The organism is Siansivirga zeaxanthinifaciens CC-SAMT-1 (assembly GCF_000941055.1).
Taxonomy (GTDB): Bacteria; Bacteroidota; Bacteroidia; order Flavobacteriales; family Flavobacteriaceae; genus Siansivirga; species Siansivirga zeaxanthinifaciens.
In genome coordinates, this window is sequence record NZ_CP007202.1 from 1,650,990 (window position 1) to 1,674,401 (window position 23,412).

Below are 23,412 nucleotides of genomic sequence, written 5' to 3' on the forward strand. Positions count from 1 at the left end.
ATTATAATTCTTTCTCATCAAAATAATTACTCAACAAAGCAACAACATAACTATAGCTTTTCATGCCTTTGCTTTGTTTGTTTGCTTTTAAAAAATTACTGTAAAAAGCTTTAAAAAACGGTTCTGCAGGATTTTCATGCGCCTCCCAAAAATCGTAGGTTTCTTGGTAATTTTTTAAAATACCTTTGTTTACCTCACTAATTAAATGCTCGTACAGCGCAACATCTCGATTGTAAATTTCATTCAAGCAATAATGTAAACCAAATGTATAACCTGTATATTTAAAATAAATATCATCGTGGTTTATGGCTGCCAGGCAACCAATAAAATTAGCTTCATTTTCGGCAGCATAGCCCAATTGGTGGGCAATTTCATGGGTAGATGTTGTTGGAAATTTAAAACTAGGAATTAAAGCATCAACGTGCGCTTCATTGGTAAACGGATTTAAATAACCACTAAACCCCATGTAAGTTAACGGATAACTAAATAACGATTTTTTTATGCTCTTCGGGTTGTATTCCAGGTCTGGAAACACAGCTTTTAAGTTCACATATCCTGCAGGAGCCATCGCAATAATTGTGTTTTTGCTATACAGAATATCAACTTTTAAAGTGTCGTTATGTGTAATTTCCAGTTGTAACTCGTTGGCTTTTGCAGTCAGTTTTTTAGTTACCTTAACAAGTTGTTCGGTAGTATAATTTGCATTTAAATTTAAATTTTTATGCAGAGGCAGTCGGTAATAATTAAGACCCCAAAGCAAGTGAAACGCAAAATAAAAAATGGAAACGGCCAGCATCACATCAATAAACCAATTAACGGTATCTTTTATCAAGCGTTTTCTGTTAATGTACAGCCACCTCAATACGTAAATTATTGCCAAAGCATATAGAATATCTCCCAACGAAAACGGTATCCAGCCCAAGGCATACCGCCAAATTTTAGAAACCACAGGGTACAACCCATTGCTGTAGTAGGCTTCAATAAATTCCGGATTATGTGCCGCACAACGCACCAACAAATACATTGGAATAATAGCCAATGCCAGTAAAACTTTTTTCTTTTTCAGCATAGCTCAAAAATACTAAAAATTTGAACCCAATGGCAAGGTTCTGTTTACTAAGGTTTCTTCCTGTTTTCCGTTATATCTTTCTGCTAAGCAGTCCCGAACTTGTTTTGGCATCGTATCAAATTTATTGGTTTTTAATAAGTTATTCTATGTTATCAAGGCTTCGCAGAAAGGATGCCACTTCAACCAGGAGTAGCTGCCAAATTCAATGCCTTTTTACTACCTTTACAAAACAAAAAAATAACGCATGAATTCAGAAATAAGACAACTTCAACCCACACAACTATGGAATAAATTTGCCGATTTAAACGCCGTGCCGCGTCCTTCAAAAAAAGAAGAACGTGTTATAGCTTTTATGAAAGCATTTGGTGAACATCTTAAGCTAGAAACCATGGTCGATTCGGTTGGAAATGTTATCATAAAAAAGCCAGCCACTTCTGGTATGGAAAACCGAGCCACCATCGTCATGCAATCGCATTTAGATATGGTGCATCAAAAAAACAACGATACCGTTTTTAATTTCGACCAACAAGGCATCGATATGTATGTAGACGGCGATTGGGTGCGAGCAAAAGGAACCACCTTAGGTGCCGATAACGGACTGGGAGTAGCCACCATCATGGCGATTTTAGAAAGCACCGATATACCACATCCAGCCATAGAAGCTTTATTTACAATTGATGAAGAAACTGGTATGACGGGCGCTATGGGCTTAAAAGGCGGCTTATTGTCTGGTGAAATTTTATTAAACCTAGATACCGAAGAAGATAACGAAATTGGCGTTGGTTGTGCCGGAGGCATCGATGTAACAGCCACCCGAACCTACAACGAAGAGGAAACTCCAGAATTTAAAATTGGTTTTTCTATTGTTGTTAAAGGATTGCAAGGTGGGCATTCTGGAATGCAAATTCACGAAGGGCTCGGTAATGCTAACAAAATTATGAATCGACTGTTATTTGATGGCTTTGAAAATTTCGGACTTCGAATTTCAGAAATTGATGGTGGTAGTTTACGCAACGCTATTCCTCGCGAAAGTAAAGCTATCGTAGCTATTGATGCCATGCATGAAGACGCTTTTATTTTAGAAATGAAGCTTCTTGCCGAAACCATTCAAACTGAATTAAAAACCATGGAACCCGATTTAAAAATTATGGTTTCTAAATGTGAAACACCCGAAAAAATCATGGATTTAGGAATTCAGGAAGGGTTTACAAGAGCCTTGTATGCGGCGCAAAATGGTGTTTATAGAATGAGTGCCGATATTCCTGGTTTGGTAGAAACATCTAATAATATCGCGCGTGTGTTACTAAAAGATGGTCATATTCACGTAGGTTGCTTAACCCGCTCATCGGTAGAAAGTTCTAAATTAGATTTAGCTAATACCTTAAGAGCAACTTTCGAATTAACAGGTTGTGAGGTCGAGTTTTCTGGTGATTATCCTGGTTGGACCCCTAATATGGATTCTGCCATTTTAAAAGTATTAACCAAAATTTATAAAGACATGAATGGCGAAGAGGCTCATGTTGCTGCTTGTCATGCTGGTTTAGAGTGTGGTATTCTGGGGCAAAATTACCCAGATATGGATATGATAAGTTTTGGACCAAATATTAAAGGAGCACATTCTCCAGATGAGCGTGCGCAAATTTCGTCGGTACAGAAATATTGGAAATTTGTATTAGAAATTTTAAAAAATATTCCAGTTAAGGCGTAATATAACTTTAGGTAAACAATGGCAGGCGAAACAAATTTAGAGCTATTAATTCGTGAAATGCAACCTCATTTAAACGCAGTTGAATACGTATTTGTTACCGTAAAAGATTATGAACTTATTAAAAGAGAAGATACCCTATTCGAATTTAAAGAAACCGAAGGTATAACCATTGTTTTAGATCGCTTAAAGGCCGATGCTTTGCATTTACCTTATAAATTTGTAGCATCTTGGATAACTTTAAAAATACATTCAGCATTGGAAGCTGTAGGACTCACTGCAGCTTTTTCCAATGCTTTAACTACACATAATATAAGCTGTAATGTTGTTGCAGGATTTTATCACGATCATATTTTTGTTGATAAAAAAGATGCAGAAAAATCAGTTCGTGTGCTTCAAGAGCTTTCACGTAGTATTTAAAAGCTATTTGTTAGATTTTTAAGGCACTGGGTCGTAACCAGAGCCACCCCAAGGATGACAACTAAAAATACGTTTTAACGCTAGCCAACCACCTTTAAATAAACCATGTTTAATTAAAGCTTCTTTGCTGTAATGCGAGCATGTGGGTTGGTATCGGCAACTTGCAGGTGTAAGGGGCGATATAAGCGTTTGATACACTTTTATCAAAAACAAAAACGGCGCAATAATGAGTTTTTTCAATTTATTGTTGTTTAGTTGTTTATTTGAAAAAAGTGTATAGTTAAAACGAACAACCAGCTAATTAATTTAAAGAAAACGTCGTGCCTTCTTTACCATCTTTTAACTGAATGCCAACATGGGCAAGTTCATCACGTATTTTATCAGATAAGGCAAAATCTTTATTAGCTCGTGCTTCCTGTCTTAACTTTATTAAAATATCTACAGCGCCCGATAATTTATCGGTACTTGAATTACTTTGAGCTGTATTTTCTAAGCCCAGAACATCAAAAGTAAAAGCGTGTATGGTTTCTTTTAAGATGTTTAAATCTTGCGACGTTAAAGTTACACTTCCATCTTTTATTTGATTGATGTATTTAACTGCTTCAAACAAATTAGCTATTAAAATAGGAGAGTTGAAGTCGTCGTTCATAGCATCATAACAAGATTGTTTCCATGCTTCCACATTAATAGTCGAGCTATTTGATGGGGTTAAGCTATCTAATAAATTAATAGCATCCATTAATCTGTAAAATCCTTTTTCGCTAGATAGTAATCCTTCGTCTGTAAGATCTAATACACTTCTGTAAGAACATTGCGCATTAAAAAAGCGAATCACACTAGGGGCGTAGGCTTTACTAAAAAAACTATTGTTGCCAGATAATAATTCGTCTGGATTTACAGTGTTTCCAGTAGATTTAGACATGCGTTGTCCGTTAAGTTGCAGCATATTAGCATGCATCCAATAATTTACGGGCGATTGTCCTTTGGCAGCTTCATTTTGTGCAATTTCACATTCGTGATGCGGGAATTTTAAATCCATACCACCTCCGTGAATATCAAATTGGTCGCCCAAATATTTAGTACTCATAGCAGTACATTCTAGATGCCAACCCGGGAAACCATCGCTCCATGGTGACGGCCAACGCATAATGTGTTGTGGCTCGGCTTTTTTCCAAAGCGCAAAATCTTGCGGATTTTTTTTATCACTTTGCCCATCTAAAGCCCGGGTATTATGTATTAAATCTTCAAGTTTACGTTTACTTAATTTACCGTACTCGTTTGTTTCATTAAACTTGTGTACATCAAAATAAACAGAGCCATTAACTTCATAAGCAAATCCGTTTGCAATAATGCTTTTAATAAGTTCAATTTGTTCAATAATATGACCTGTTGCAGTAGGTTCAATACTAGGAGGTAAGAAATTAAAGGTGTTTAAAATATTGTGAAAATCAACGGTATAACGTTGCACCACTTCCATGGGTTCAATTTGTTCTAAACGTGCTTTTTTAGTGATTTTATCTTCACCAGCATCGGCATCATTTTCTAAATGCCCCGCATCGGTTATATTTCGAACATAGCGAACTTTATAGCCTAAATGCTTCAGATATCTAAAAACCATATCAAAAGACATAAAGGTTCTTACATTACCTAAATGTACATTACTATAAACTGTAGGTCCACAAACATACATGCCTATATGGCCTTCGTTTATGGGTTTAAAAGTTTCTTTTTTGCTAGTAAGTGAATTGTATATTTTTAATTCCTGATTTTTAAATAACTGCATTGTGCCTTAATTGATTAAGTTGTGTTTAACTTAAAAATTAGTGTCTAATTTAATGTATTCTAAAAGTTCTTTGCGGGTCGCTTCTTCTTTAAATTTCCCACCAAATTCTGAAGTTACTGTACTACTTTCGATATCTCTGATACCTCTGGAATTTACACATAAATGTTTGGCATCTATAATACAGGCAACATCTTGGGTGTTTAAAACGGATTGAAGTTCTTTAACAATTTGAATGGTTAAACGTTCTTGAACTTGCGGGCGTTTTGCATAATAATCGACAATACGATTCATTTTAGATAAGCCAACCACATTACCATTAGAAATGTAAGCAATATGAGCTCTACCAACTATAGGAAGTAAATGATGTTCGCAGGTTGAATACACGGTAATGTTTTTTTCAACAAGCATTTCACCATATTTATATTTATTATCGAAGGTAGAAGCACTTGGTTTTTTAGCAGGATCTAAACCTCCAAAAATTTCTTTTACAAACATTTTTGCAACACGGTTTGGTGTGCCTTTTAAACTATCGTCGGTTAAGTCTAAACCTAATGTTTCCATAATATGGCGAACATCGTCTTTTATAATTTCTATTTTTTCTTCATTAGAAAGTTTAAAAGCATCACTTCGAAGCGGTGTGTCTGAAGATGTTCCAATATGGTCGTCTCCAAGCGATTCGAATTCTTCTATATTATTTTCAATTTTCATTTATCAAAAAATCTCGTTTAAGTTTGCAAAGATAAGCAAAACACTTTTGTTATGTTTTGTATTAACTAACATTTAAATGAAGTTAGTTAAGTCTGTACTTTTTGGTTTAAATTACACCATTAATAAATAAAGCCTGAAAATTATTTCAGGCTTAATCTAATTTTATGTTTTGCGTTTTTAAATATTAAAACTTAGTGATAATGTTATGTTAGAATTTTTGCGATTAACTGTTGCTTGTGGCGCTCCACCTAATATAAGATTGTATAAGTTGTTTTGCGACTCGCGTTCATAACCATCAAACGTCACGTCTAATTTGGTGTTACCAAAATTATAGCCAATACCAAATGAATAACCATTTAAATCGCCTACTGTTACGCCATCTTTATATTGGCTTTCTTCAAAACGGTAACCACCCCTTAAACTAATTCGTTTTATTTTATACTCTCCACCAATTTTATATGTAGAAGCAGCTGTTAGTAAATTGTTTATATCGGCATTTAAGTCTACAAAATCGTTTTCTGGTCTAAAACTAGTTGCGCTGTAGTCTTTTCTTGAATAATCGAAACTTATTAAACCTTGCGTTCCAAAAACATATGCTAAGCTTCCTGTTATTTTAGCAGGTGTTTGCAGTTTATATTGCGGATACACGTTTACAGTTTGAGGATTTATAACTTGAGTTACTCTTGTTCCGTTATCTTCTTCTCTTACTGTTGATATATATTGGGTGGTTTCCTCTTCAATGGTATACCAGGTAGGTGAGTCGTAAGTCACACCCAATCTAAATTCTGGACTTAATTTTAGGATACCTCCCAACTGAAACGAAAATCCATTTCCTCTGGTAGATAAATTATTTTCAAATTCAATATTTCGTACAAGATAATCTCCAGCATTTGGTATACCATTGTTATTGTTTTCAAATAATAATGTGGTGCGTTGGTAATCTATAAAATGAGAATTTAAGTTTAAACCTAAATATAAATTGTCTTCGTATTGTGTCGCAAGATTAAAGGATATTTTGCCATTGTAGCCTGTTGCCAAATAAGAATAATCATGACTAAAATTGCCAGGAATAATTTTAGAGGAATAAAGCGTATTTGCATCGTTGTTAATATCGTCTGGTTCGATAATATAAGATTCGAAGCCTAAAAAGGCCTGTTGGTGTCCAAAGCCAAAAGCAGAGCCTATATCGGCATAGGCTTCTTCTAAAGTTTCGTCTGGGAATGCCGATATGTTGCCTAAACGTTTGCCATCAGCATAATCATAAAAATAACTGGCAATCGAATTGCTAAAATCTGCATCGTTTGTAGTGTTTAATCCAACGGCGCTCCAACGGTCGTCATGATTATTTGTTCTTTCATAGGCAACTCCAACCGAAAATTTCCTCCATGGCGAATTATTTCTACTAGCAAAAACAAAAGATGCACCCCCTTGATTTATATCGAAGCTTGAATTATTGGTGTTTGTTAAGCCATTAAAATATGCTGTTTCATTTTTTACATCTTGATTAGAAAGTGAAAATGACGCATGACTTTGACTAAAAACAGCCGAACTTGCAGGGTTTATACTCACCGCACTCATGTCGCCTCCTAAGGCTCCAAAGGCACCACTCAGAGCTCTGTACCGAGCAGTTCCTTGAATTTCGTCTTGCGAGTAGCGCAAAGCATCCGTTATATCTTGAGCATATATATTAGACACACCAAGTATGCCTATAAAAATTAGGTTTAACTTTTTCATTTGAGTTTTGTTTAAAAAAATAGTTATTATCGACGTCTTCCTCCACTAGAACCCGAAGAACTCGATCCACTTGGTCTTCCACTTCCTACTGAAGAACCAGACGAGCTGCTGCTTGAGCTTCTTGTTGGAGGCGTGTAAGTGCTTCTTGAACTTGTGCTGGAAGAACTTCTACTGTAATCGCTATTACTTCTAGAAGGTGTATAAGTGTTCCCAGAGCTGCGTCTAACAGTTGAAGATGAACGTGTTGTAGAATTAGTTGTAGGTGTTCTAGTAACCGTTGACTGTCTTCTTGTGTTATTGTCGTAAACTGTCGATCCATTAGACGTGGTATAACTTCTTCTATTGGTTGTTGTGCTTGGATTATAATTATTATTTACACTTGTTCTTCTGCTCGTGTTGTATTTTGATGTAGAATTAATATTGCTAGTATTACTACTTCTTCTAGAAACGGTTCCAGTATTATTTGAGTATCGAGACGTGTTTGAATAGTTTCCTCTTCTGCTTGGGCTGTAAGAAACATATCTGTTGCCGTAATAATTGTAAGGATGCGCATTCCAGCCCCAGTTGTTCCAACCCCAGTTATTCCAACCCCAGTTGTTCCAACCCCAGTTATTCCAGCCCCAGTTGTTCCAACCCCAATTATTCCAACCCCAGTTATTCCAACCCCAATTACCATAATAAGGATTAGCCCAACCCCAGTCGTTCCAACCCCATCCAGAATTGATGTTTATGGTAACTTGGTCGTTAGTTTGACCCCATCCACCATAACCTTGGTAAGAATTATCGATAGTTTCTTGGTCGTAATTATTAGTTCCTTCATAAGAATCTATATCTGTAAAAATCTCATTATTTGAAACCATGTATTCTGTTTCAATAGATTTGTTTTTAAAATAGTTCTGATAGTAGTTATTGTTTGAAGTTTTAGGTGCTTCCTGTACAGCTTCTTCATATGTTGTTTGAACCGCTGCGCCACCATAAATGCCATCATTGTCAACACCAACATACTGATAAGATCCACATGAAGATAAGCCAAGTGCTAAGCCTAAAACGGCTAAGTATGGCATTTTCTGTATTAAGTAGTCTTTAAATTGCATATCTATTGATTTTTATTGTTGAACATAACAAAAATAGTTAGTTTTGTCGAACTATTTTTATATTTAACATAGGTACAATATTTGTGCCAAAAAACATATATGAGTAAAAAACTTACTAGTAGAGCAGAAGATTATTCCAAATGGTATAATGAATTAGTTGTAAAAGCAGATTTAGCCGAGAATTCTGCCGTTCGTGGTTGTATGGTTATTAAGCCTTACGGATACGCAATATGGGAGAAAATGCAGGCAGAATTAGATAGAATGTTTAAGGAAACAGGCCATCAAAATGCATATTTTCCATTATTTGTTCCAAAAAGTTTATTTGAAGCTGAAGAAAAAAATGCAGAAGGTTTTGCAAAAGAGTGTGCAATTGTAACGCATTACAGATTGCAAACAGACCCAGATAACCCAGGTAAATTACGTGTTGATCCGGAAGCAAAACTAGAAGAGGAATTAATAGTGCGTCCCACAAGTGAAGCTATCATCTGGAATACCTACAGAGGTTGGATACAATCTTACAGAGACTTACCTATTTTAATAAACCAATGGGCAAATGTGGTTCGTTGGGAAATGCGTACACGATTATTCTTAAGAACCGCCGAATTTTTATGGCAAGAAGGGCATACCGCGCACGAAACCAAAACCGAAGCACTAGCAGAAGCCAGATTAATGAATAATGTGTATGCAACTTTCGTCGAAAAGTTTATGGCTATTCCTGTAATACAAGGTGTTAAAACCGAAAGTGAGCGTTTCGCTGGTGCCGATGAAACCTTTTGTATAGAAGCATTAATGCAAGATGGTAAGGCCTTACAAGCAGGAACATCGCACTTTTTAGGTCAGAATTTTGCAAAAGCATTCGACGTTAAATATGCAACTAAAGAAGGGACACAAGAATATGTGTGGGCCACATCTTGGGGTGTTTCTACCCGTTTAATGGGTGCCTTAATAATGACGCACAGCGATGATAATGGTTTGGTATTACCACCAAGTTTAGCACCAAATCAAGTGGTTATTGTTCCTATATATAAGAGTGAAGAAGATTTAGCTGCTATTACTGAAGTTGTAAATACCATTTTAACAGATTTACGAGCTAAAAACATAACTGTTAAATATGATAATAGAACCACACAGCGTCCTGGAGCAAAATTTGCGCAGCATGAATTACAAGGTGTGCCTTTACGAATAGCTATTGGTCCAAAAGATTTAGAAAACGGAACTGTAGAATTGGCTAGAAGAGATACTTTAACAAAAGCTGTTGTAGGTTTAAATGATCTTACAGCAACGGTGGAATCTTTATTAAAAGAAATTCAGGAGACTTTATTTAAAAAGGCTTTAGATTTTAGAGATAAGCATATTACAGAGGTAAATACTTTTGAAGAATTTAAACAAGTTTTAGAAAATAAAACCGGATTTATTTCAGCACATTGGGATGGAACAAACGAGACAGAGGAGAAGATAAAAGAGCTTACAAAGGCTACTATTCGTTGTATTCCATTGGAAATGAAAGCAGAAGAAGGGGTGTGTATATTTTCAGGAAAACCATCGAAGGGAAGAGTGTTATTTGCTAAGGCATATTAATTGAAATTTTTTTTAAAAAATTTCAATTAATTGTTGCAACATTTAGAAATAGATGTATCTTTGCACCCGCAATGGAAACGTTGTACGTTATTTGATAAAAAAATCGAAAATAAATATTAAAAAAAAAGTTTTCGAAAAAAATAAAAAAGAGTTGTAAGTATTAAAAAATAATTTATATTTGCACTCTCAAAAATCAAATGGCCCGTTCGTCTATCGGCTAGGACGCCAGGTTTTCATCCTGGTAAGAGGGGTTCGATTCCCCTACGGGCTACAATATTTTAATAAGATAAAAAAGAAATGGCAAATCATAAGTCAGCATTAAAAAGAATTAGAAGTAACGAAGCTAAGCGTTTGGTAAACAAATATCAGCACAAAACAACTCGTAATGCAATTAAAAGATTACGTGAGTTAACTGATAAGAAAGAGGCTGAAACAATGTTCCCTTCTGTAGTTTCTATGTTAGATAGATTAGCTAAGAAAAATGTAATTCACGCTAACAAAGCAGCTAACCTTAAATCTGGTTTAGCAAAGCACATAGCGGCTTTATAATATAAAGTTTATAATAAAAAAAACCTCTCAGATACTGAGAGGTTTTTTTTTGTCTTTACTTTTTCATCAATTAATTTTCTATTTAAAATTAACAAAAAACATTAAAAAAAATAGCTGTTTTTGAATTCTAAAAATTTAAATTTGCAATAAATAGAAGTTAAATATTCACTTATTAATCTTACCCTTTTGGAAAATAAAAACGCAATAAAATTAGTTGATAAGATTCTGGTTAATCTTGATGAATCAGGAATAAATACAGATGTGTTAATTGATGACATTAAACAATTACGAACTTATGCTTTAGAAGAGCAAATACCATTAGTTGTAAAAGTTCTTAGACTTACTTATGAGCATATCGAGGAGAATGATTCATTTTTAATTCCAATTCCAAATGATGAAGATTCAGACTTCGATGACGAAGAAGAAGACATTATAGGTGTAGAAAGTTTAAAGTACTTATTGTCTTTAACTAAAAACTTAAAAAACAAAACGAATATTTCCGATTTAAAAGCATACAGAAATCTTTTAAACAATTAAAATATTTCAATCAATTATAAAAAAAGCCTTAACAACATTGTTAAGGCTTTTTTTAGTTTGCTTTTTATTTGTTTTATTATCCATTCATGGATATTAAAAATTCTTCGTTGTTTCTTGTTTGTTTAAAACGCTCGTTAATAAACTCCATAGCTTCAACAGGATTCATATCAGCAAGATATTTACGCATAACCCACATACGTTGTATAGTATTTTCATCTAGTAAAATATCATCTCTACGAGTGCTCGAAGATGTTAAATCGATAGCAGGGAAAATTCTACGGTTAGAAATTTTTCTATCTAACTGTAATTCCATGTTACCAGTACCTTTAAATTCTTCAAAAATAACTTCGTCCATTTTAGAACCTGTTTCTGTAAGCGCAGTCGCTATAATAGTTAAAGAACCCCCATTTTCAATATTTCTTGCTGCTCCAAAAAAGCGCTTTGGTTTGTGTAACGCATTGGCATCAACACCACCACTTAATATTTTTCCAGAAGCTGGTTGCACGGTGTTGTAAGCGCGAGCTAAACGAGTTATAGAATCTAAAAGAATCACAACATCATGACCACATTCAACCAAGCGTTTTGCTTTTTCTAAAACAATATTCGCAATTTTAACATGCTCATGGGCTTCTTTATCGAATGTTGAAGCAATAACCTCGCCACGAACATTACGTTGCATATCGGTAACCTCTTCAGGGCGCTCATCAATTAAAAGAATCATTTGGTAAACTTCTGGGTGATTTGCTGCAATAGCATTTGCAACATCTTTTAGAAGCATGGTTTTACCTGTTTTAGGCTGCGAAACAATCATACCACGTTGTCCTTTTCCAATAGGCGAGAATAAATCCATAATACGCGTTGAAATCGTGCTTTGTTTCTCTGCTAATTTAAATTTTTCTTGAGGAAATAATGGTGTTAAATGTTCAAATGATACACGATCTCTAACCACATTTGGGTTTTGTCCGTTAATCTTACTTACCTTAATAAGCGGGAAATATTTTTCTCCTTCTTTTGGTGGTCTTACATGTCCTAAAACAGTATCGCCCGTTTTTAAACCAAACAATCTAATTTGCGATTGCGATACATAAATATCATCTGGAGACGATAAATAATTGTAGTCAGACGATCTTAAAAATCCGTAACCATCTTGCATAATGTCTAAAACACCTTCACTTTCTATAATGGCATCAAATTCAAAATCTGGTTCGCGGTAACGGTTTCTGTTATCTTTATTGCCAGCATCAATATTACCATTTTTTTGGTTTTTATGCTGGTTTTTCTGTTGGTTATTATCTCTTTTTGGTTTAGGTTGATTGTCACCTTGCTTACGCTCATTTTGCGCATTATGCTTCGGTTTGTTATCCTGTTTGTTGTCTTGTTTTACTTCAGGATTTTGATCTTTAGCAACTTCGGCAGTAGGCTGAGGCGCTTCTGCTTTTGGCTCAGATTTTTTAGTGTCTTCCTTCTTTACAGGCGTATTTTTTACAGGTTTTTGCACACGCTGTCTAGGTTTTCTTTCGGGTTTGCTAGGTGCTGGTGCAGACTCTGTTTTTGTATTTTCTTTCGTTTCCTGTTTGCTTTCTTGCGGTGCAACGACAGCTTTTACAGCTTTCGGGTCGGCTGCTTGGTAATCTAAAATTTGATAAACTAAATCCGTTTTTTTTAAAGAACGGTATTTAGGAATGTTTAATTTTTTTGCAATATCCTGCAAATCAGAGAGTTTCTTTTCGTTTAATTGTGAAATTTCAAACATTGATGTTTAATTGAATATGTTTTTTACTATTTAGTTATAGGGTTGTTCTGAAAAAAAAGATTTTTTATCTGAAGAATTAACAACCTGTTATTGCGGTTGTTGAGAATTATTACTGCAATTATACAACTTTATTTTAATTTTTAGTATAATTTTTATAAAAGAACTATTATTTTTGCCATCAAGTTTTTAAAAAATATATGCTACAACGTATTCAAACCATATACTTATTTTTATCGGCCATTGTCTCTGCCGGACTAATATTTGTATGTCATTTATGGATTACTAACGATAACGTTATCGTTTATGCCATCGACGAATGGTTGTATTTAGCCTTTTTTCTAGGGTCGGCTATATTATCTTTAATTACCATTTTTAAATACAAAAACAGGAAGTCTCAATTTATGTTGGGACGACTAAATATCATATTAAACTTTATTTTACTAGGATTTTTTGTATATCAATCGCTAAATGTATCTGGAGAAACGGCGGTTTCAGAGAAAGGTATTGGCATGCTTCTCCCAATTGTTTCTATCGTGTTGTTAGCTTTAGCTAATAAGGCCATCAAAAAGGACGAAGAGCTCGTAAAATCTGTCGATCGATTACGATAAACCTAACATCTTAGTAGTATTAGTGCGTAGGCCCAAGATGAAGATTTTGGGCTTTTTTTTGTTTAAAATTTGGGCGTTACCCTTCGGGTCGGGTTATTCGTTTCAATCTTTTTACTCGTGCCTCGCAAAAAGGATTTCCACTGCTACCCCTAACGCGCATTACAACTTCTAATGGTAATTTTGGTGTTAATTGCGTTTTTCAAATTCAATAACTTCTAAATTATCAATTTTAACACCATCAATAGTAAAACGTAACATGGTTCGAACCTTATGGAACCCATGTTTACCAACCGCCCCCGGATTCATATGAATTAAATTTAAAACCTTGTCTGGCATCACCTTTAAAATATGCGAATGCCCAGAAATAAATAACTTAGGCGGATTGGCTTTAATTTCCTCCCGAACGCGAACATTATACGCTTTAGGGTAACCACCAATGTGGGTTATCCAAACATCGACACCTTCACACATAAACCTATTGTTTTCCGGAAATTCGGCACGAATCTGTGAGTTGTCAATATTTCCAAAAACAGCTCTTAAAGGTTTTAATTTTTTAATGGCATCCGTCACTTTCAAATCGCCAATATCACCGGCATGCCATACTTCATCTGCTTGCTTTACATATTTTAAAATGTCATCATCTATATAACTGTGCGTATCCGATAGTAAAAGTATTTTGGTCATGTAGGTTACAATCTTTTAATATATAATTATGAAAGCAGTCTTCGTAAGAATAACAAAACTGCCTATCTTTGTTCTTTCAACAAAAGTATAAAAAGCGATTGAGGTATTTTATAGAACTTTCTTATAATGGTAGTGCTTATCATGGTTGGCAAAATCAGCCAAAAGCAATTTCTGTTCAAGAAATTATAGAAAAAGCACTAACCATGCTTTTAAGAGTGCCAATTTCCATTATGGGTGCAGGCCGAACCGATGCTGGGGTGCATGCTTCGCAAATGTTTGCGCATTTCGATACAGATGTTGAATTTGATAAAACCAATTTAATTTTTAAACTAAATGCATTTTTACCCAAAGATATAGCTATACACGACGTGTTTAAAGTAAAGGAACAGGCGCATGCCCGTTTCGATGCCTTAAGCAGAACCTATTTGTATAGAATCGCTTTAAAAAAAAATGTATTTAATTTTGATAGTGCTTATTATGTGAAACAACAACTTAATGTCGAAAACATGCAGGCGGCAGCAAAGATTTTGTTTCAGTATAACGATTTTCAATGTTTTTCTAAAGTTAATACCGATGTAAAAACATTTCATTGTAACATCATGAAAGCCGAATGGTTTTTTGAAAATGACGAACTTCATTTCGTTATTAAAGCCGATAGGTTTTTAAGAAATATGGTAAGAGCTATTGTTGGAACCATGGTAAATATTGGATTAGAAAAAATAAATGTTGAAGATTTACATACCATAATTTCATCAAAAAATAGGAGTGAAGCAGGGTTTTCGGTGCCTGCTCATGCTTTATATTTAACAGCCGTAGCGTATCCTAACGATATAAAAATATAAATGGATAAAAAGAAAGATGATATTTTAGACGTTGCCTTATTTAAACGTCTTTTTAAATACATAAAACCCTATAAGGGTATTTTTTTCGTTTTACTAATTCTAGTAGTTTTGTTGGCTATTTTTAGCTCGGCAACGCCATACATTACAAAATACACGGTAGATAATAGTATTGCAGTTAAAGATTCCAAAAGTTTTTTCTTTTACATAGAAATTATGTTTGCTGTTCTGGTTTTGCAAACTGTTTTTCAATTAGCATTTATTTACTACGCGGCGTGGTTGGGACAAAATTTGGTTCGCGATGTTCGAATTAAGTTATTTAACCATTTGCTTCGCTTTAAAATGAAGTATTACGACAATTCTTCGGTTGGGGTTTTAATTACGCGTGCAGTTACCGATATGGAGCGTATTGCCGATATTTTTGGTCAGGGGTTATTCATGATTTTTAGAGATTTACTAACCATGCTGGTGGTTTTTGGTGTCATGGTTTTTATAAACTGGCGCCTGAGTTTAATTGTGTTAGTAATGCTCCCGTTACTCTTGTATTCTACCAGACTTTTTCAAAAATACATGAAAATTGCTTTTGAAGAAGTTAGAAATGAAGTATCAAATCTTAATTCTTTTGTACAAGAACGTTTAACAGGAATGAAAATCTTGCAACTTTTTACAAGAGAAACCACCGAATATAAAAACTTTAAAGCCATAAACAAGCGCCATCAAGATGCTTGGTTAAAAACGGTTTGGTATAACTCGATATTTTTTCCGCTTGCCGATTTAGTATCTTCTGTATGTATTGGTGGTGTTGCCTGGTATGGTGGTTTAAATATTGTTTTAAAAGGTGCCGGTGTATCACAAGGCGATTTGATTGCTTTTATCATGTTTATACCCATGTTGTTTAGACCATTACGACAAATTGCCGACAAATTTAATACCCTACAAATGGGTTTGGTAGCTGCAAATCGTGTTTTTAATGTGTTAGATACCACTTCGCAAATAGACGATACAGGTACTTATGTTTCCGAAAATTTTAAAGGCGATATTACTTTTAAGGATGTTGTTTTTAGTTATGTTAAAGACGAACCTGTTTTAAAAGGTGTCTCTTTTGAAGCTAAATCTGGTGAAACTATTGCTATTGTTGGCGCTACAGGTGCAGGTAAATCGACTATTATTAATTTATTAAATCGTTTTTACGAAATTGATAACGGCCATATTTTTGTTGATGGTATCGATATTAAAGAGGTTACATTAAATTCTTTACGAACACAAATAGCAGTGGTACTTCAAGATGTGTTTTTATTTGCAGATACTATTTTAAATAACATCCGACTTAATAATACAGACATTACCGAAGCCGATGTTGAAGCTGCAGCGCGTGAAATTGGCGTGCACGATTTTATTGCAACCTTACCAGGAGGCTATCATTATAACGTAAAAGAACGCGGTGCGATGTTATCTTCAGGACAACGCCAGCTAATTTCGTTTTTAAGAGCCTATGTTACCAACCCAAGTATTTTGGTTTTAGATGAAGCTACATCGTCTGTCGATTCGCATTCCGAGCAACTCCTACAAAATGCTACCGATAAAATTACAAAAGGAAGAACCTCGATTGTTATAGCACACCGATTGGCAACCATAAAAAAAGCTGATAAAATTATTGTTATGGATGCCGGTAAAATTATGGAACAAGGCACTCACGATGAATTGCTTCAAAAGGAGAATGGATATTATAAGAATTTATACGAAGTACAGTTTTTAAAAGAAGAAGCCATTTAAGCCAGATCTTTTTTAATCATTAGGCTTAAATCGTTAATGTTATCAAAAACTACAAATTCACCGTCTTTAAAATAAGAAATATGTCCTGTTTCTTCGCTAACAACAAGCGCTAAGGCATCTGTTCTTTCGGTAACGCCAATAGCAGCTCTGTGGCGTAAACCAAAACGCTTTGGAACATTTTTTTCGTTGTTTAATGGCAAAATAACACGTGTGGCTTTTACAATATTGTTGTGTACAATTATGGCGCCATCATGCAGCGGACTATTTTTAAAAAAGATACTTTCAATAATAGGTTGGGTTACTTTAATATTCATTTCGTCGCCACTCTCGCATAGAAAATCTAAATTATTATTACGTTCAAAAACAATTAAGGCACCAGTTTTAGAACTAGCCATTTTATTGGATGCAGAAATAATAGCATCGACATTGGTTTCGTCGTCGGTTTCGGTTTTTAAAAAGCTAAACTGATTTAAAAATTTACGTCTGGTTTTAAAATTAGTAGAACCAACCATAAGTAGAAACTTTCTAATTTCTGGTTGAAACACAACAATTAGGGCTATAATTCCAACCTTCATAAAGCCACCAAAAATACCTGAAAGCAATTCCATGTTTAAGAAATTGGTGAGTCGCCAAACTAAATAGATAATAATAATTCCTATAAATATATTAATGGCAACAGTACCTTTTATTAGTTTGTAGATATAATAGAGAAGGAGTGCTACAAGAATAACATCAACAATATCTACTACAGAGAATTTTAAAAGGTCGTCGAAAATTTCCAAGGTTGCATATGGGTTTTGGTAAATTTAGTAAAATAAAGATTAATTAAAAATGAATTCGTCTTTTGCAATACTCATATTTTTTAAATCGAGTTGTTCTAATTCATATTTAATGGTCATATAATCTTGAAAAGATAAACTGTCATGAAAATTACAAATAAGAACACATTCGTTATCGTTCGATTTTTGTTTTAAAAAAGCTTTGAAAGTATCTTTATTCAGATTGGAAACTTTGTCGGTTGGGGTTGTAATCGTTATGTTATCTAAACTGAAAAAACGTACCTCATTTAAGTTGCCCTCTAATTTTAAAGAATCGGTTTTAATATTATGGTAATAAACATCTGTAAACTCAATAAAACCGAGATTATTCTTGCTTAAATCGTTGCAGGTAAAATAGTTTTTAGCGTCTTTATTTTTATGTATTTCTGCATTTCTTTTTTTATTCTGAAGAAAAATAATCTGCGGAATGGCTTCTTTTAAAGTTAAGCGTTTGTCAACGTTTATTAGCCAATTGGTGGTGCTAATAAGGTTTTTTCGGTTTAATTCTACATGCTCTGGAAGCGTTTCATTGTAAAACAAATACGCAGCAGAAACATCCTGTATTTTTGAAATTTTACTAGTAGGAATTTCGGGAAGGACTACCGTTTTGTTTTTTCCGCAGGAAACCAAAAGAAACAACGTTATAATCAAAGAGGCAGTTTTCATGTTAAGCGTTTAAATGTTCTATTAATTTAATGGTTTCTATAGCCTCTTTTACATCATGAACACGCAAAATCGAGGCGCCTTTATGTAAAGCAATGGTATTTAATACGGTGGTTCCATTTAATGCTTCGGTAGGTGTTGTGTTTAAAGTTTTGTAAATCATAGATTTTCTTGAAACACCTGCTAAAATTGGTTTTTCAATTATTTTAAATACTTCTAAATGCTTCAGAAGTTCGAAATTTTGTTCGGTTGTTTTAGCAAATCCAAAGCCCGGATCTACAATAATATCGATAATACCTAATGCTTTTGCAGCGGCTATTCTTTCAGAAAAATAAAATAAAATATCTTTAAGTAAATCGCTGTAATCGGTTTGCTGTTGCATGGTTTGCGGCGTTCCTTTCATATGCATCATAATGTAAGGCACTCGTAAATTAGCGACGGTTTGTAGCATTTGGGTATCTAGTTTTCCTGCAGAAATATCGTTAATTAAGGCAGCTCCAGCTTCAATACTATGTTTTGCCACAAGACTTCTAAAAGTATCGATTGATAAAAGCGCTTCGGGAAATTCTTTCGTTATTAACTCCACCATAGGAATAATGCGCTTTAACTCGGTTTCCTCACTAACAAAATCGGCATTTGGTCGCGAACTGTAAGCGCCAACATCGATAAAAGTAGCGCCTTCAAGAAGCATTTTATTAACATGATTTAAAATAGATGCTTCATTTTTATGTGCACCACCATCGTAAAATGAATCGGGTGTAATGTTTAAAATGCCCATGACTTTTGGGCTAGATAAATCGATGAGTGTTCCTTTGCAATTTATAGTCATAAGTTTATAGCCTCTAATTGATATTTTTTTAAGATAAGGCTTTTATTTTTTATAGAAATTGAGATAATAATAGCTTAACCATGCTATTTAAAATTATGTAAAATTAATTATTTGTGCATTGGCGACAACAATTATCTATTAATTATTAAAGTTTATACAACAGGTTTTGCACTTTAAACAATTTAAGCGAAATTTACGCAAAATTCAATTTAATACATGCAAGATACTTCAAAACAATACGACGCTGTTATAGATACCTGTAAAGGTTTATTTATTAAAAAAATGTCCGATTACGGAAGTGCCTGGCGTATTTTACGTTTGCCCTCGTTAACCGACCAGATTTTTATTAAAGCACAGCGTATTCGTGGACTTCAGGAAAACGATGTAAGAAAGGTTGATGAAGGCGAAGTAAGTGAGTTTATTGGCATTATAAATTATTCGATAATGGCCTTAATTCAGTTAGAAAAAGGCGTGGCAGAACAACCCGATTTATCTACCGAAGAAGCTGCAAAATTGTATGAAAAGCAAGTGGCAATCACCAAAAAACTGATGGAAGATAAAAATCATGACTATGGTGAAGCTTGGCGCGATATGCGTGTAAGTAGTTTAACCGACTTAATTTTGCAAAAGTTACTACGTGTAAAACAAATTGAAGATAATAAAGGTAAAACATTGGTTAGTGAAGGAATTGATGCTAACTATCAAGATATGATTAATTATGCGGTTTTTGCATTAATTCATTTAAACGAATAACATGAAAATTTTAGTAGCATTAAGTAGAATATTTGTTGGTGTATTATTTATTATTTCCGGATTAATAAAATTAAACGACCCGTTAGGGTTTTCTTATAAACTGCAAGAATATTTTAGTGCAGAGGTTTTAAATATCCCATTTTTAGAGCCCTATGCCTTAGCTATATCTGTTTTAGTTGTAATTTTTGAAGTGGTTTTAGGAGTGTTTTTACTTATAGGTTACAAACCAAAATTTACGGTATGGAGTCTTTTGGCTATGATTGTGTTTTTTACCTTTTTAACCTTTTATTCGGCGTATTTCGATAAGGTAAAAGACTGCGGATGTTTTGGTGATGCATTAAAATTAACACCTTGGGAGAGTTTTACAAAAGACGTGGTATTGTTGTTTTTTATTCTCATTTTATTTTTTGGAATAAAATATATTACGCCTGTTTTTAGTAAGTTACAAACCACGGTTCTAGCACTACTAGCTTTTATTTTTAGTTTATGGTTAGGATTTCATGTTTTAGAACATTTACCTGTAATAGATTTTAGAGGCTATGCCATTGGAAAAAATATTGAAGAAGGCATGACTATTCCAGACGATGCCCAAAAACCAATTATAGAATACGCATGGAAGTTTCATGTTAACGGAGAAGATAAGGTCATTACCACCAACGGTGATTACCCTACAGTTGATGGTAAATTTGTAAGTGTAGAAACTAAAATAATTGATGAAGGTTACCAACCACCAATTTACGATTTCTCGATAGAAAGTGAAGATGAAGATTTAACAACTCAATATTTATCAGAAGAAAATCTAATTGTAATCGTGTCTTACAGTTTAGAAAAAATAGAAAAAGCAGGCGCCGAAAAATTAAAAGCTCTTTCCGAACGAGCTCTTAAAATGGGATACAAAGTCATTGGTTTAACCGCATCTGGCGCCGATACCAAAGCAAAAATTAAATCGACCTATAATTTGAATTTCGATTTCTATCTCTGCGACGAAAAAGCTTTAAAAACCATTGTTCGTTCCAATCCGGGGGTTATAGAATTAGATAAAGGTACAGTTAAACAAAAATTACACTGGAACGATTTCGAAGATTTAAAATTACCTAAAGTTAACTAACGCTAAACAACAATAATTAACAACTGATTTCCTATCTTCTAAATAAAATCACGTATGCCTTGCTCACATTATTTGGTGTGGTCACGGTAATATTTTTTTTATTTAATGTGCTGCCCGGCGATCCGGCGCAAATGATGTTGGGACAAAACGAAGACAGCAATCAATTAGCGCTTGTAAAACAAAAATACGGATTCGATAAGCCCATAAGTACGCAGTATTTATATTATTTAAACGATTTATTTCCGGTTTCTTTTCATTCAACACAACCCGACGATTATACCTTTTTAAGCCCGAATAAATACAACGCCCTACAATTATTCACTGTTGGCGAAACTACAACGGTTTTAAAGCTGCCTTATCTCCGTGAATCTTTTACAAAACAGGGTAAAAAGGTTAGTGCCGTTTTAAAAGAAACATTGCCAAATACTTTTGTCTTAGCCGTGTCGTCTATCGTGATTGCTATTGTTTTAGGCGTGTTTTTAGGAATTATTTCGGCTTTGTATAAAGACCACTGGCTCGATAAAAGCATTCAAATATTTAGTACGTTGGGCATGAGTATTCCCTCGTTTTTTAGTGCCATTTTATTTGCCTGGTTGTTTGGTTATGTGCTTCACGAGATTACAAATTTAGAAATGACAGGAAGCCTATACGAATTAGACGATTTTGGCGAATCCATGCATCTTAAGTTAAAAAATTTAATATTGCCAGCTATTGTTTTGGGTATTAGACCCTTGGCGGTGGTTATTCAATTAATGCGAAATTCGTTGCTAGAAGTTTTTAATCAAGATTACATAAGAACCGCCAGAGCCAAAGGCCTTAGTGAAATTCAAATTATAAAACGCCATGCTGTTAAAAACGCATTAAATCCTGTGGTAACAGCTATTTCAGGGTGGTTTGCTTCCATGTTGGCGGGTGCTGTTTTTGTAGAATATATTTTTGGGTGGAATGGCTTAGGAAAAGAAATAGTAAACGCACTAAATACCTTAGATTTACCCGTAATTATGGGATCTGTTTTAATAATAGCTATACTCTTCATAATAATTAATATTTTTGTAGATATTATTTACGTTTGGCTAGACCCAAAAGTAAAACTTCAGTAATTTTATAAAAAAAAATAAATGAAAAGAATAATAGTAATACTTGCTTTAGTCATTGGCTTTTTAAGTTGCAAAGCACAAATAGAACCCACAGAATTTTCAGAGGCCGCTTTAAACGATACTTTTGTAACCTTAAGTGGCGACAATATTACTTTTAAAGACATTTTAGAAACATATAAGGGGCAAACCATTGTTATCGATGTTTGGGCCTCTTGGTGTAAAGATTGTGTAGGAGGTATGCCAAAAGTAAAAGCGTTACAAGAAGCAAACACTAATGTAACCTATGTGTTTTTATCTTTAGATAAAAGTCAGGAAGCATGGAAAAAAGGCATCGAAAAATACAATGTTGTAGGCAATCACTATTTCATGCAATCGGGTTGGAAAGGCGCTTTTGGTGAGTTTATTCAATTAGATTGGATACCAAGATACATTGTAGTAGATAAAACAGGAAACATTGCATTATTTAAAGCTATCGAAGCAGACGATAATCGCATTAAAAATATTTTATAAACATCTAATAAAAATCCCTTATAATAAAAAGGGTAATACAACATGAGACAACAAATTGTAGCCGGAAACTGGAAAATGAATAATGATTTATCTCAAACCGAATCATTACTTACAGCATTAAAATCGCAAACAAAAACAACACAAGCCGAAGTTATGGTGGCACCAGCCTTTACTAACTTATATCAAGCCTATAATAGTCTAAAAGGCTCTGGTATTGAGGTGATTGCCCAAAACATGCACTTTGCTGCAAACGGTGCGTATACAGGCGAAATTAGTGCTAGTATGTTAAAAAGTGTTGGTGTTAAAACCGTTATTTTAGGACATAGTGAGCGTCGCGAATACTTTAACGAAACCGACGAAAGTTTAGCAAAAAAAGTAGACGCAGCCTTAGAAAATGACCTACGTATTATTTTCTGTTTCGGAGAAGTTTTAGAAGACAGAAAATCGGGTAACCACGAAAATGTTGTAGAAACACAAATTAAAAACGCCCTTTTTCATTTAGAAGCTGCAGCATTTAAAAACATCGTTTTAGCTTACGAGCCCGTTTGGGCTATTGGTACTGGCGAAACTGCAAGTCCAGAACAAGCGCAAGACATGCACGCATTTATTAGAAAAACATTAGCCAATAAATACGGTGCCGATGTAGCTAATAGCGTATCAATTTTATACGGCGGTAGCTGTAAACCAAACAATGCCAAAGAAATTTTCTCTAAACCCGATGTCGATGGCGGATTAATAGGAGGTGCTGCACTTAATGCAGACGATTTTTTCGCAATTGTAAATGCATTTTAAATAACAAA

General features: G+C 34.3%; 24 protein-coding genes and 1 tRNA gene. 14 read left to right on the forward strand and 11 right to left on the reverse strand.

The window, feature by feature from the left end; all coding sequences use genetic code 11:
* Window position 1: 1 nt before the first annotated feature.
* Window positions 2-1,069 carry a DUF3810 domain-containing protein gene (locus AW14_RS07395; protein WP_044638233.1) on the reverse strand — a complete coding sequence of 356 codons (1,068 nt, stop codon included), beginning with the start codon at window positions 1,067-1,069 and terminating at the stop codon, window positions 2-4.
* 244 nt (window positions 1,070-1,313) lie between these two features.
* Here AW14_RS07395 and AW14_RS07400 point away from each other — a divergent pair, with 244 nt between their 5' ends.
* Both AW14_RS07400 and AW14_RS07405 read left to right on the forward strand, forming a co-directional pair.
* A complete protein-coding gene (locus tag AW14_RS07400) occupies window positions 1,314-2,777 on the forward strand; it encodes an aminoacyl-histidine dipeptidase (RefSeq protein WP_044638234.1) in 1,464 nt (487 codons plus the stop codon).
* A gap of 18 nt (window positions 2,778-2,795) precedes the next feature.
* A complete protein-coding gene (locus AW14_RS07405) occupies window positions 2,796-3,194 on the forward strand; it encodes an ACT domain-containing protein (RefSeq protein ID WP_044638235.1) in 399 nt (132 codons plus the stop codon).
* 18 nt (window positions 3,195-3,212) lie between these two features.
* Here the strand turns inward: AW14_RS07405 and yidD are convergent, their stop codons facing one another.
* The 5 genes from yidD to AW14_RS07430 form a co-directional block, all read right to left on the reverse strand.
* Window positions 3,213-3,434, reverse strand: coding sequence for a membrane protein insertion efficiency factor YidD (gene yidD / locus AW14_RS07410; protein WP_044638236.1), 222 nt, complete (start codon window positions 3,432-3,434; stop codon window positions 3,213-3,215).
* Window positions 3,435-3,495: 61 nt separating this feature from the next.
* Entirely contained in the window at window positions 3,496-4,977 is a 1,482-nt protein-coding gene (gene cysS / locus AW14_RS07415) for a cysteine--tRNA ligase (protein WP_044638237.1), read from the reverse strand.
* 30 nt (window positions 4,978-5,007) lie between these two features.
* Window positions 5,008-5,685 (reverse strand): GTP cyclohydrolase I FolE, encoded by a 678-nt coding sequence (gene folE, locus AW14_RS07420; protein WP_044638238.1) that lies wholly within the window; start codon window positions 5,683-5,685, stop codon window positions 5,008-5,010.
* A 177-nt stretch (window positions 5,686-5,862) separates the two neighbouring features.
* On the reverse strand, window positions 5,863-7,419 hold the full coding sequence (locus AW14_RS07425; RefSeq protein WP_044638239.1) for an OmpP1/FadL family transporter: 1,557 nt from the start codon (window positions 7,417-7,419) through the stop codon (window positions 5,863-5,865).
* 26 nt (window positions 7,420-7,445) lie between these two features.
* Window positions 7,446-8,513: a hypothetical protein gene (locus AW14_RS07430; RefSeq protein ID WP_052647449.1), complete on the reverse strand. Its 1,068-nt coding sequence runs from the start codon at window positions 8,511-8,513 to the stop codon at window positions 7,446-7,448.
* 99 nt (window positions 8,514-8,612) lie between these two features.
* On the opposite strand from AW14_RS07430, the gene proS reads away from it, so the two are divergent.
* From proS to AW14_RS07450, 4 genes are all read left to right on the forward strand, one after another.
* On the forward strand, window positions 8,613-10,091 hold the full coding sequence (gene proS, locus AW14_RS07435; RefSeq protein WP_044638240.1) for a proline--tRNA ligase: 1,479 nt from the start codon (window positions 8,613-8,615) through the stop codon (window positions 10,089-10,091).
* 199 nt (window positions 10,092-10,290) lie between these two features.
* Window positions 10,291-10,362 (forward strand) — tRNA-Glu (locus tag AW14_RS07440).
* A gap of 26 nt (window positions 10,363-10,388) precedes the next feature.
* Complete coding sequence (gene rpsT / locus AW14_RS07445) at window positions 10,389-10,640, forward strand: 30S ribosomal protein S20 (protein ID WP_044638241.1); 252 nt, start codon at window positions 10,389-10,391, stop codon at window positions 10,638-10,640.
* 186 nt (window positions 10,641-10,826) lie between these two features.
* Window positions 10,827-11,177 (forward strand): hypothetical protein, encoded by a 351-nt coding sequence (locus tag AW14_RS07450; RefSeq protein ID WP_044638242.1) that lies wholly within the window; start codon window positions 10,827-10,829, stop codon window positions 11,175-11,177.
* A 76-nt stretch (window positions 11,178-11,253) separates the two neighbouring features.
* On the opposite strand, the gene rho is transcribed toward AW14_RS07450, so the two are convergent.
* Window positions 11,254-12,930, reverse strand: coding sequence for a transcription termination factor Rho (rho, locus tag AW14_RS07455; protein WP_044638243.1), 1,677 nt, complete (start codon window positions 12,928-12,930; stop codon window positions 11,254-11,256).
* Window positions 12,931-13,127: 197 nt separating this feature from the next.
* On the opposite strand from rho, the gene AW14_RS07460 reads away from it, so the two are divergent.
* Complete coding sequence (locus tag AW14_RS07460; protein ID WP_044638244.1) at window positions 13,128-13,538, forward strand: DUF4293 domain-containing protein; 411 nt, start codon at window positions 13,128-13,130, stop codon at window positions 13,536-13,538.
* Window positions 13,539-13,724: 186 nt separating this feature from the next.
* Here AW14_RS07460 and AW14_RS07465 read toward each other — a convergent pair whose 3' ends face one another.
* Window positions 13,725-14,222, reverse strand: a complete 498-nt coding sequence (locus AW14_RS07465) for a metallophosphoesterase family protein (protein WP_044638245.1) — start codon at window positions 14,220-14,222, stop codon at window positions 13,725-13,727.
* A gap of 98 nt (window positions 14,223-14,320) precedes the next feature.
* On the opposite strand from AW14_RS07465, the gene truA reads away from it, so the two are divergent.
* Together truA and AW14_RS07475 are read left to right on the forward strand one after the other, a co-directional pair.
* The gene (gene truA / locus AW14_RS07470) at window positions 14,321-15,064 is read left to right on the forward strand and encodes a tRNA pseudouridine(38-40) synthase TruA (protein ID WP_044638246.1); all 744 of its coding nucleotides are present in this window, start codon (window positions 14,321-14,323) and stop codon (window positions 15,062-15,064) included.
* Window positions 15,065-16,834, forward strand: a complete 1,770-nt coding sequence (locus AW14_RS07475) for an ABC transporter ATP-binding protein (protein WP_044638247.1) — start codon at window positions 15,065-15,067, stop codon at window positions 16,832-16,834. It abuts the gene before it with no gap.
* Here the strand turns inward: AW14_RS07475 and AW14_RS07480 are convergent.
* From AW14_RS07480 to folP, 3 genes are read right to left on the reverse strand one after another with little or no spacing between them, the layout of a single operon-like run.
* The gene (locus AW14_RS07480; protein ID WP_044638248.1) at window positions 16,831-17,616 is read right to left on the reverse strand and encodes a diadenylate cyclase; all 786 of its coding nucleotides are present in this window, start codon (window positions 17,614-17,616) and stop codon (window positions 16,831-16,833) included. The genes AW14_RS07475 and AW14_RS07480 overlap by 4 nt on opposite strands.
* Window positions 17,617-17,655: 39 nt before the next feature.
* Window positions 17,656-18,318: a hypothetical protein gene (locus tag AW14_RS14455; RefSeq protein WP_052647450.1), complete on the reverse strand. Its 663-nt coding sequence runs from the start codon at window positions 18,316-18,318 to the stop codon at window positions 17,656-17,658.
* A 1-nt stretch (window position 18,319) separates the two neighbouring features.
* A complete protein-coding gene (gene folP / locus AW14_RS07490; RefSeq protein ID WP_044638249.1) occupies window positions 18,320-19,144 on the reverse strand; it encodes a dihydropteroate synthase in 825 nt (274 codons plus the stop codon).
* 216 nt (window positions 19,145-19,360) lie between these two features.
* Between folP and AW14_RS07495 the strand changes: the two genes are divergently transcribed.
* Genes AW14_RS07495 through tpiA form a run of 5 tightly spaced genes read left to right on the forward strand, consistent with a single transcriptional unit; the run spans window position 19,361 to window position 23,404 of the window.
* Complete coding sequence (locus AW14_RS07495) at window positions 19,361-19,897, forward strand: DUF1599 domain-containing protein (protein ID WP_044638250.1); 537 nt, start codon at window positions 19,361-19,363, stop codon at window positions 19,895-19,897.
* 1 nt (window position 19,898) lies between these two features.
* On the forward strand, window positions 19,899-21,005 hold the full coding sequence (locus AW14_RS07500; protein ID WP_044638251.1) for a BT_3928 family protein: 1,107 nt from the start codon (window positions 19,899-19,901) through the stop codon (window positions 21,003-21,005).
* A gap of 23 nt (window positions 21,006-21,028) precedes the next feature.
* A complete protein-coding gene (locus AW14_RS07505) occupies window positions 21,029-22,105 on the forward strand; it encodes an ABC transporter permease (protein WP_084708811.1) in 1,077 nt (358 codons plus the stop codon).
* Window positions 22,106-22,123: 18 nt separating this feature from the next.
* Window positions 22,124-22,612: a TlpA family protein disulfide reductase gene (locus tag AW14_RS07510; protein WP_044638253.1), complete on the forward strand. Its 489-nt coding sequence runs from the start codon at window positions 22,124-22,126 to the stop codon at window positions 22,610-22,612.
* A gap of 42 nt (window positions 22,613-22,654) precedes the next feature.
* Window positions 22,655-23,404 (forward strand): triose-phosphate isomerase, encoded by a 750-nt coding sequence (tpiA, locus tag AW14_RS07515; protein WP_044638254.1) that lies wholly within the window; start codon window positions 22,655-22,657, stop codon window positions 23,402-23,404.
* Window positions 23,405-23,412 lie beyond the last annotated feature (8 nt).

Excerpts from the sequence above, each read along its gene's own strand:
- proS (WP_044638240.1), top strand. The coding sequence starts at position 8,613 with ATGAGTAAAAAACTTACTAGTAGAGCAGAAGATTATTCCAAATGGTAT.
- folP (WP_044638249.1), bottom strand. The coding sequence starts at position 19,144 with ATGACTATAAATTGCAAAGGAACACTCATCGATTTATCTAGCCCAAAA.
- tpiA (WP_044638254.1), top strand. The coding sequence starts at position 22,655 with ATGAGACAACAAATTGTAGCCGGAAACTGGAAAATGAATAATGATTTA.
- rho (WP_044638243.1), bottom strand. The coding sequence starts at position 12,930 with ATGTTTGAAATTTCACAATTAAACGAAAAGAAACTCTCTGATTTGCAG.
- AW14_RS07510 (WP_044638253.1), top strand. The coding sequence starts at position 22,124 with ATGAAAAGAATAATAGTAATACTTGCTTTAGTCATTGGCTTTTTAAGT.
- AW14_RS07405 (WP_044638235.1), top strand. The coding sequence starts at position 2,796 with ATGGCAGGCGAAACAAATTTAGAGCTATTAATTCGTGAAATGCAACCT.
- AW14_RS07400 (WP_044638234.1), top strand. The coding sequence starts at position 1,314 with ATGAATTCAGAAATAAGACAACTTCAACCCACACAACTATGGAATAAA.
- AW14_RS07475 (WP_044638247.1), top strand. The coding sequence starts at position 15,065 with ATGGATAAAAAGAAAGATGATATTTTAGACGTTGCCTTATTTAAACGT.
- folE (WP_044638238.1), bottom strand. The coding sequence starts at position 5,685 with ATGAAAATTGAAAATAATATAGAAGAATTCGAATCGCTTGGAGACGAC.
- AW14_RS07460 (WP_044638244.1), top strand. The coding sequence starts at position 13,128 with ATGCTACAACGTATTCAAACCATATACTTATTTTTATCGGCCATTGTC.
- AW14_RS07395 (WP_044638233.1), bottom strand. The coding sequence starts at position 1,069 with ATGCTGAAAAAGAAAAAAGTTTTACTGGCATTGGCTATTATTCCAATG.
- cysS (WP_044638237.1), bottom strand. The coding sequence starts at position 4,977 with ATGCAGTTATTTAAAAATCAGGAATTAAAAATATACAATTCACTTACT.
- AW14_RS07495 (WP_044638250.1), top strand. The coding sequence starts at position 19,361 with ATGCAAGATACTTCAAAACAATACGACGCTGTTATAGATACCTGTAAA.
- AW14_RS07425 (WP_044638239.1), bottom strand. The coding sequence starts at position 7,419 with ATGAAAAAGTTAAACCTAATTTTTATAGGCATACTTGGTGTGTCTAAT.
- AW14_RS07465 (WP_044638245.1), bottom strand. The coding sequence starts at position 14,222 with ATGACCAAAATACTTTTACTATCGGATACGCACAGTTATATAGATGAT.
- AW14_RS07500 (WP_044638251.1), top strand. The coding sequence starts at position 19,899 with ATGAAAATTTTAGTAGCATTAAGTAGAATATTTGTTGGTGTATTATTT.
- rpsT (WP_044638241.1), top strand. The coding sequence starts at position 10,389 with ATGGCAAATCATAAGTCAGCATTAAAAAGAATTAGAAGTAACGAAGCT.
- AW14_RS07430 (WP_052647449.1), bottom strand. The coding sequence starts at position 8,513 with ATGCAATTTAAAGACTACTTAATACAGAAAATGCCATACTTAGCCGTT.
- AW14_RS14455 (WP_052647450.1), bottom strand. The coding sequence starts at position 18,318 with ATGAAAACTGCCTCTTTGATTATAACGTTGTTTCTTTTGGTTTCCTGC.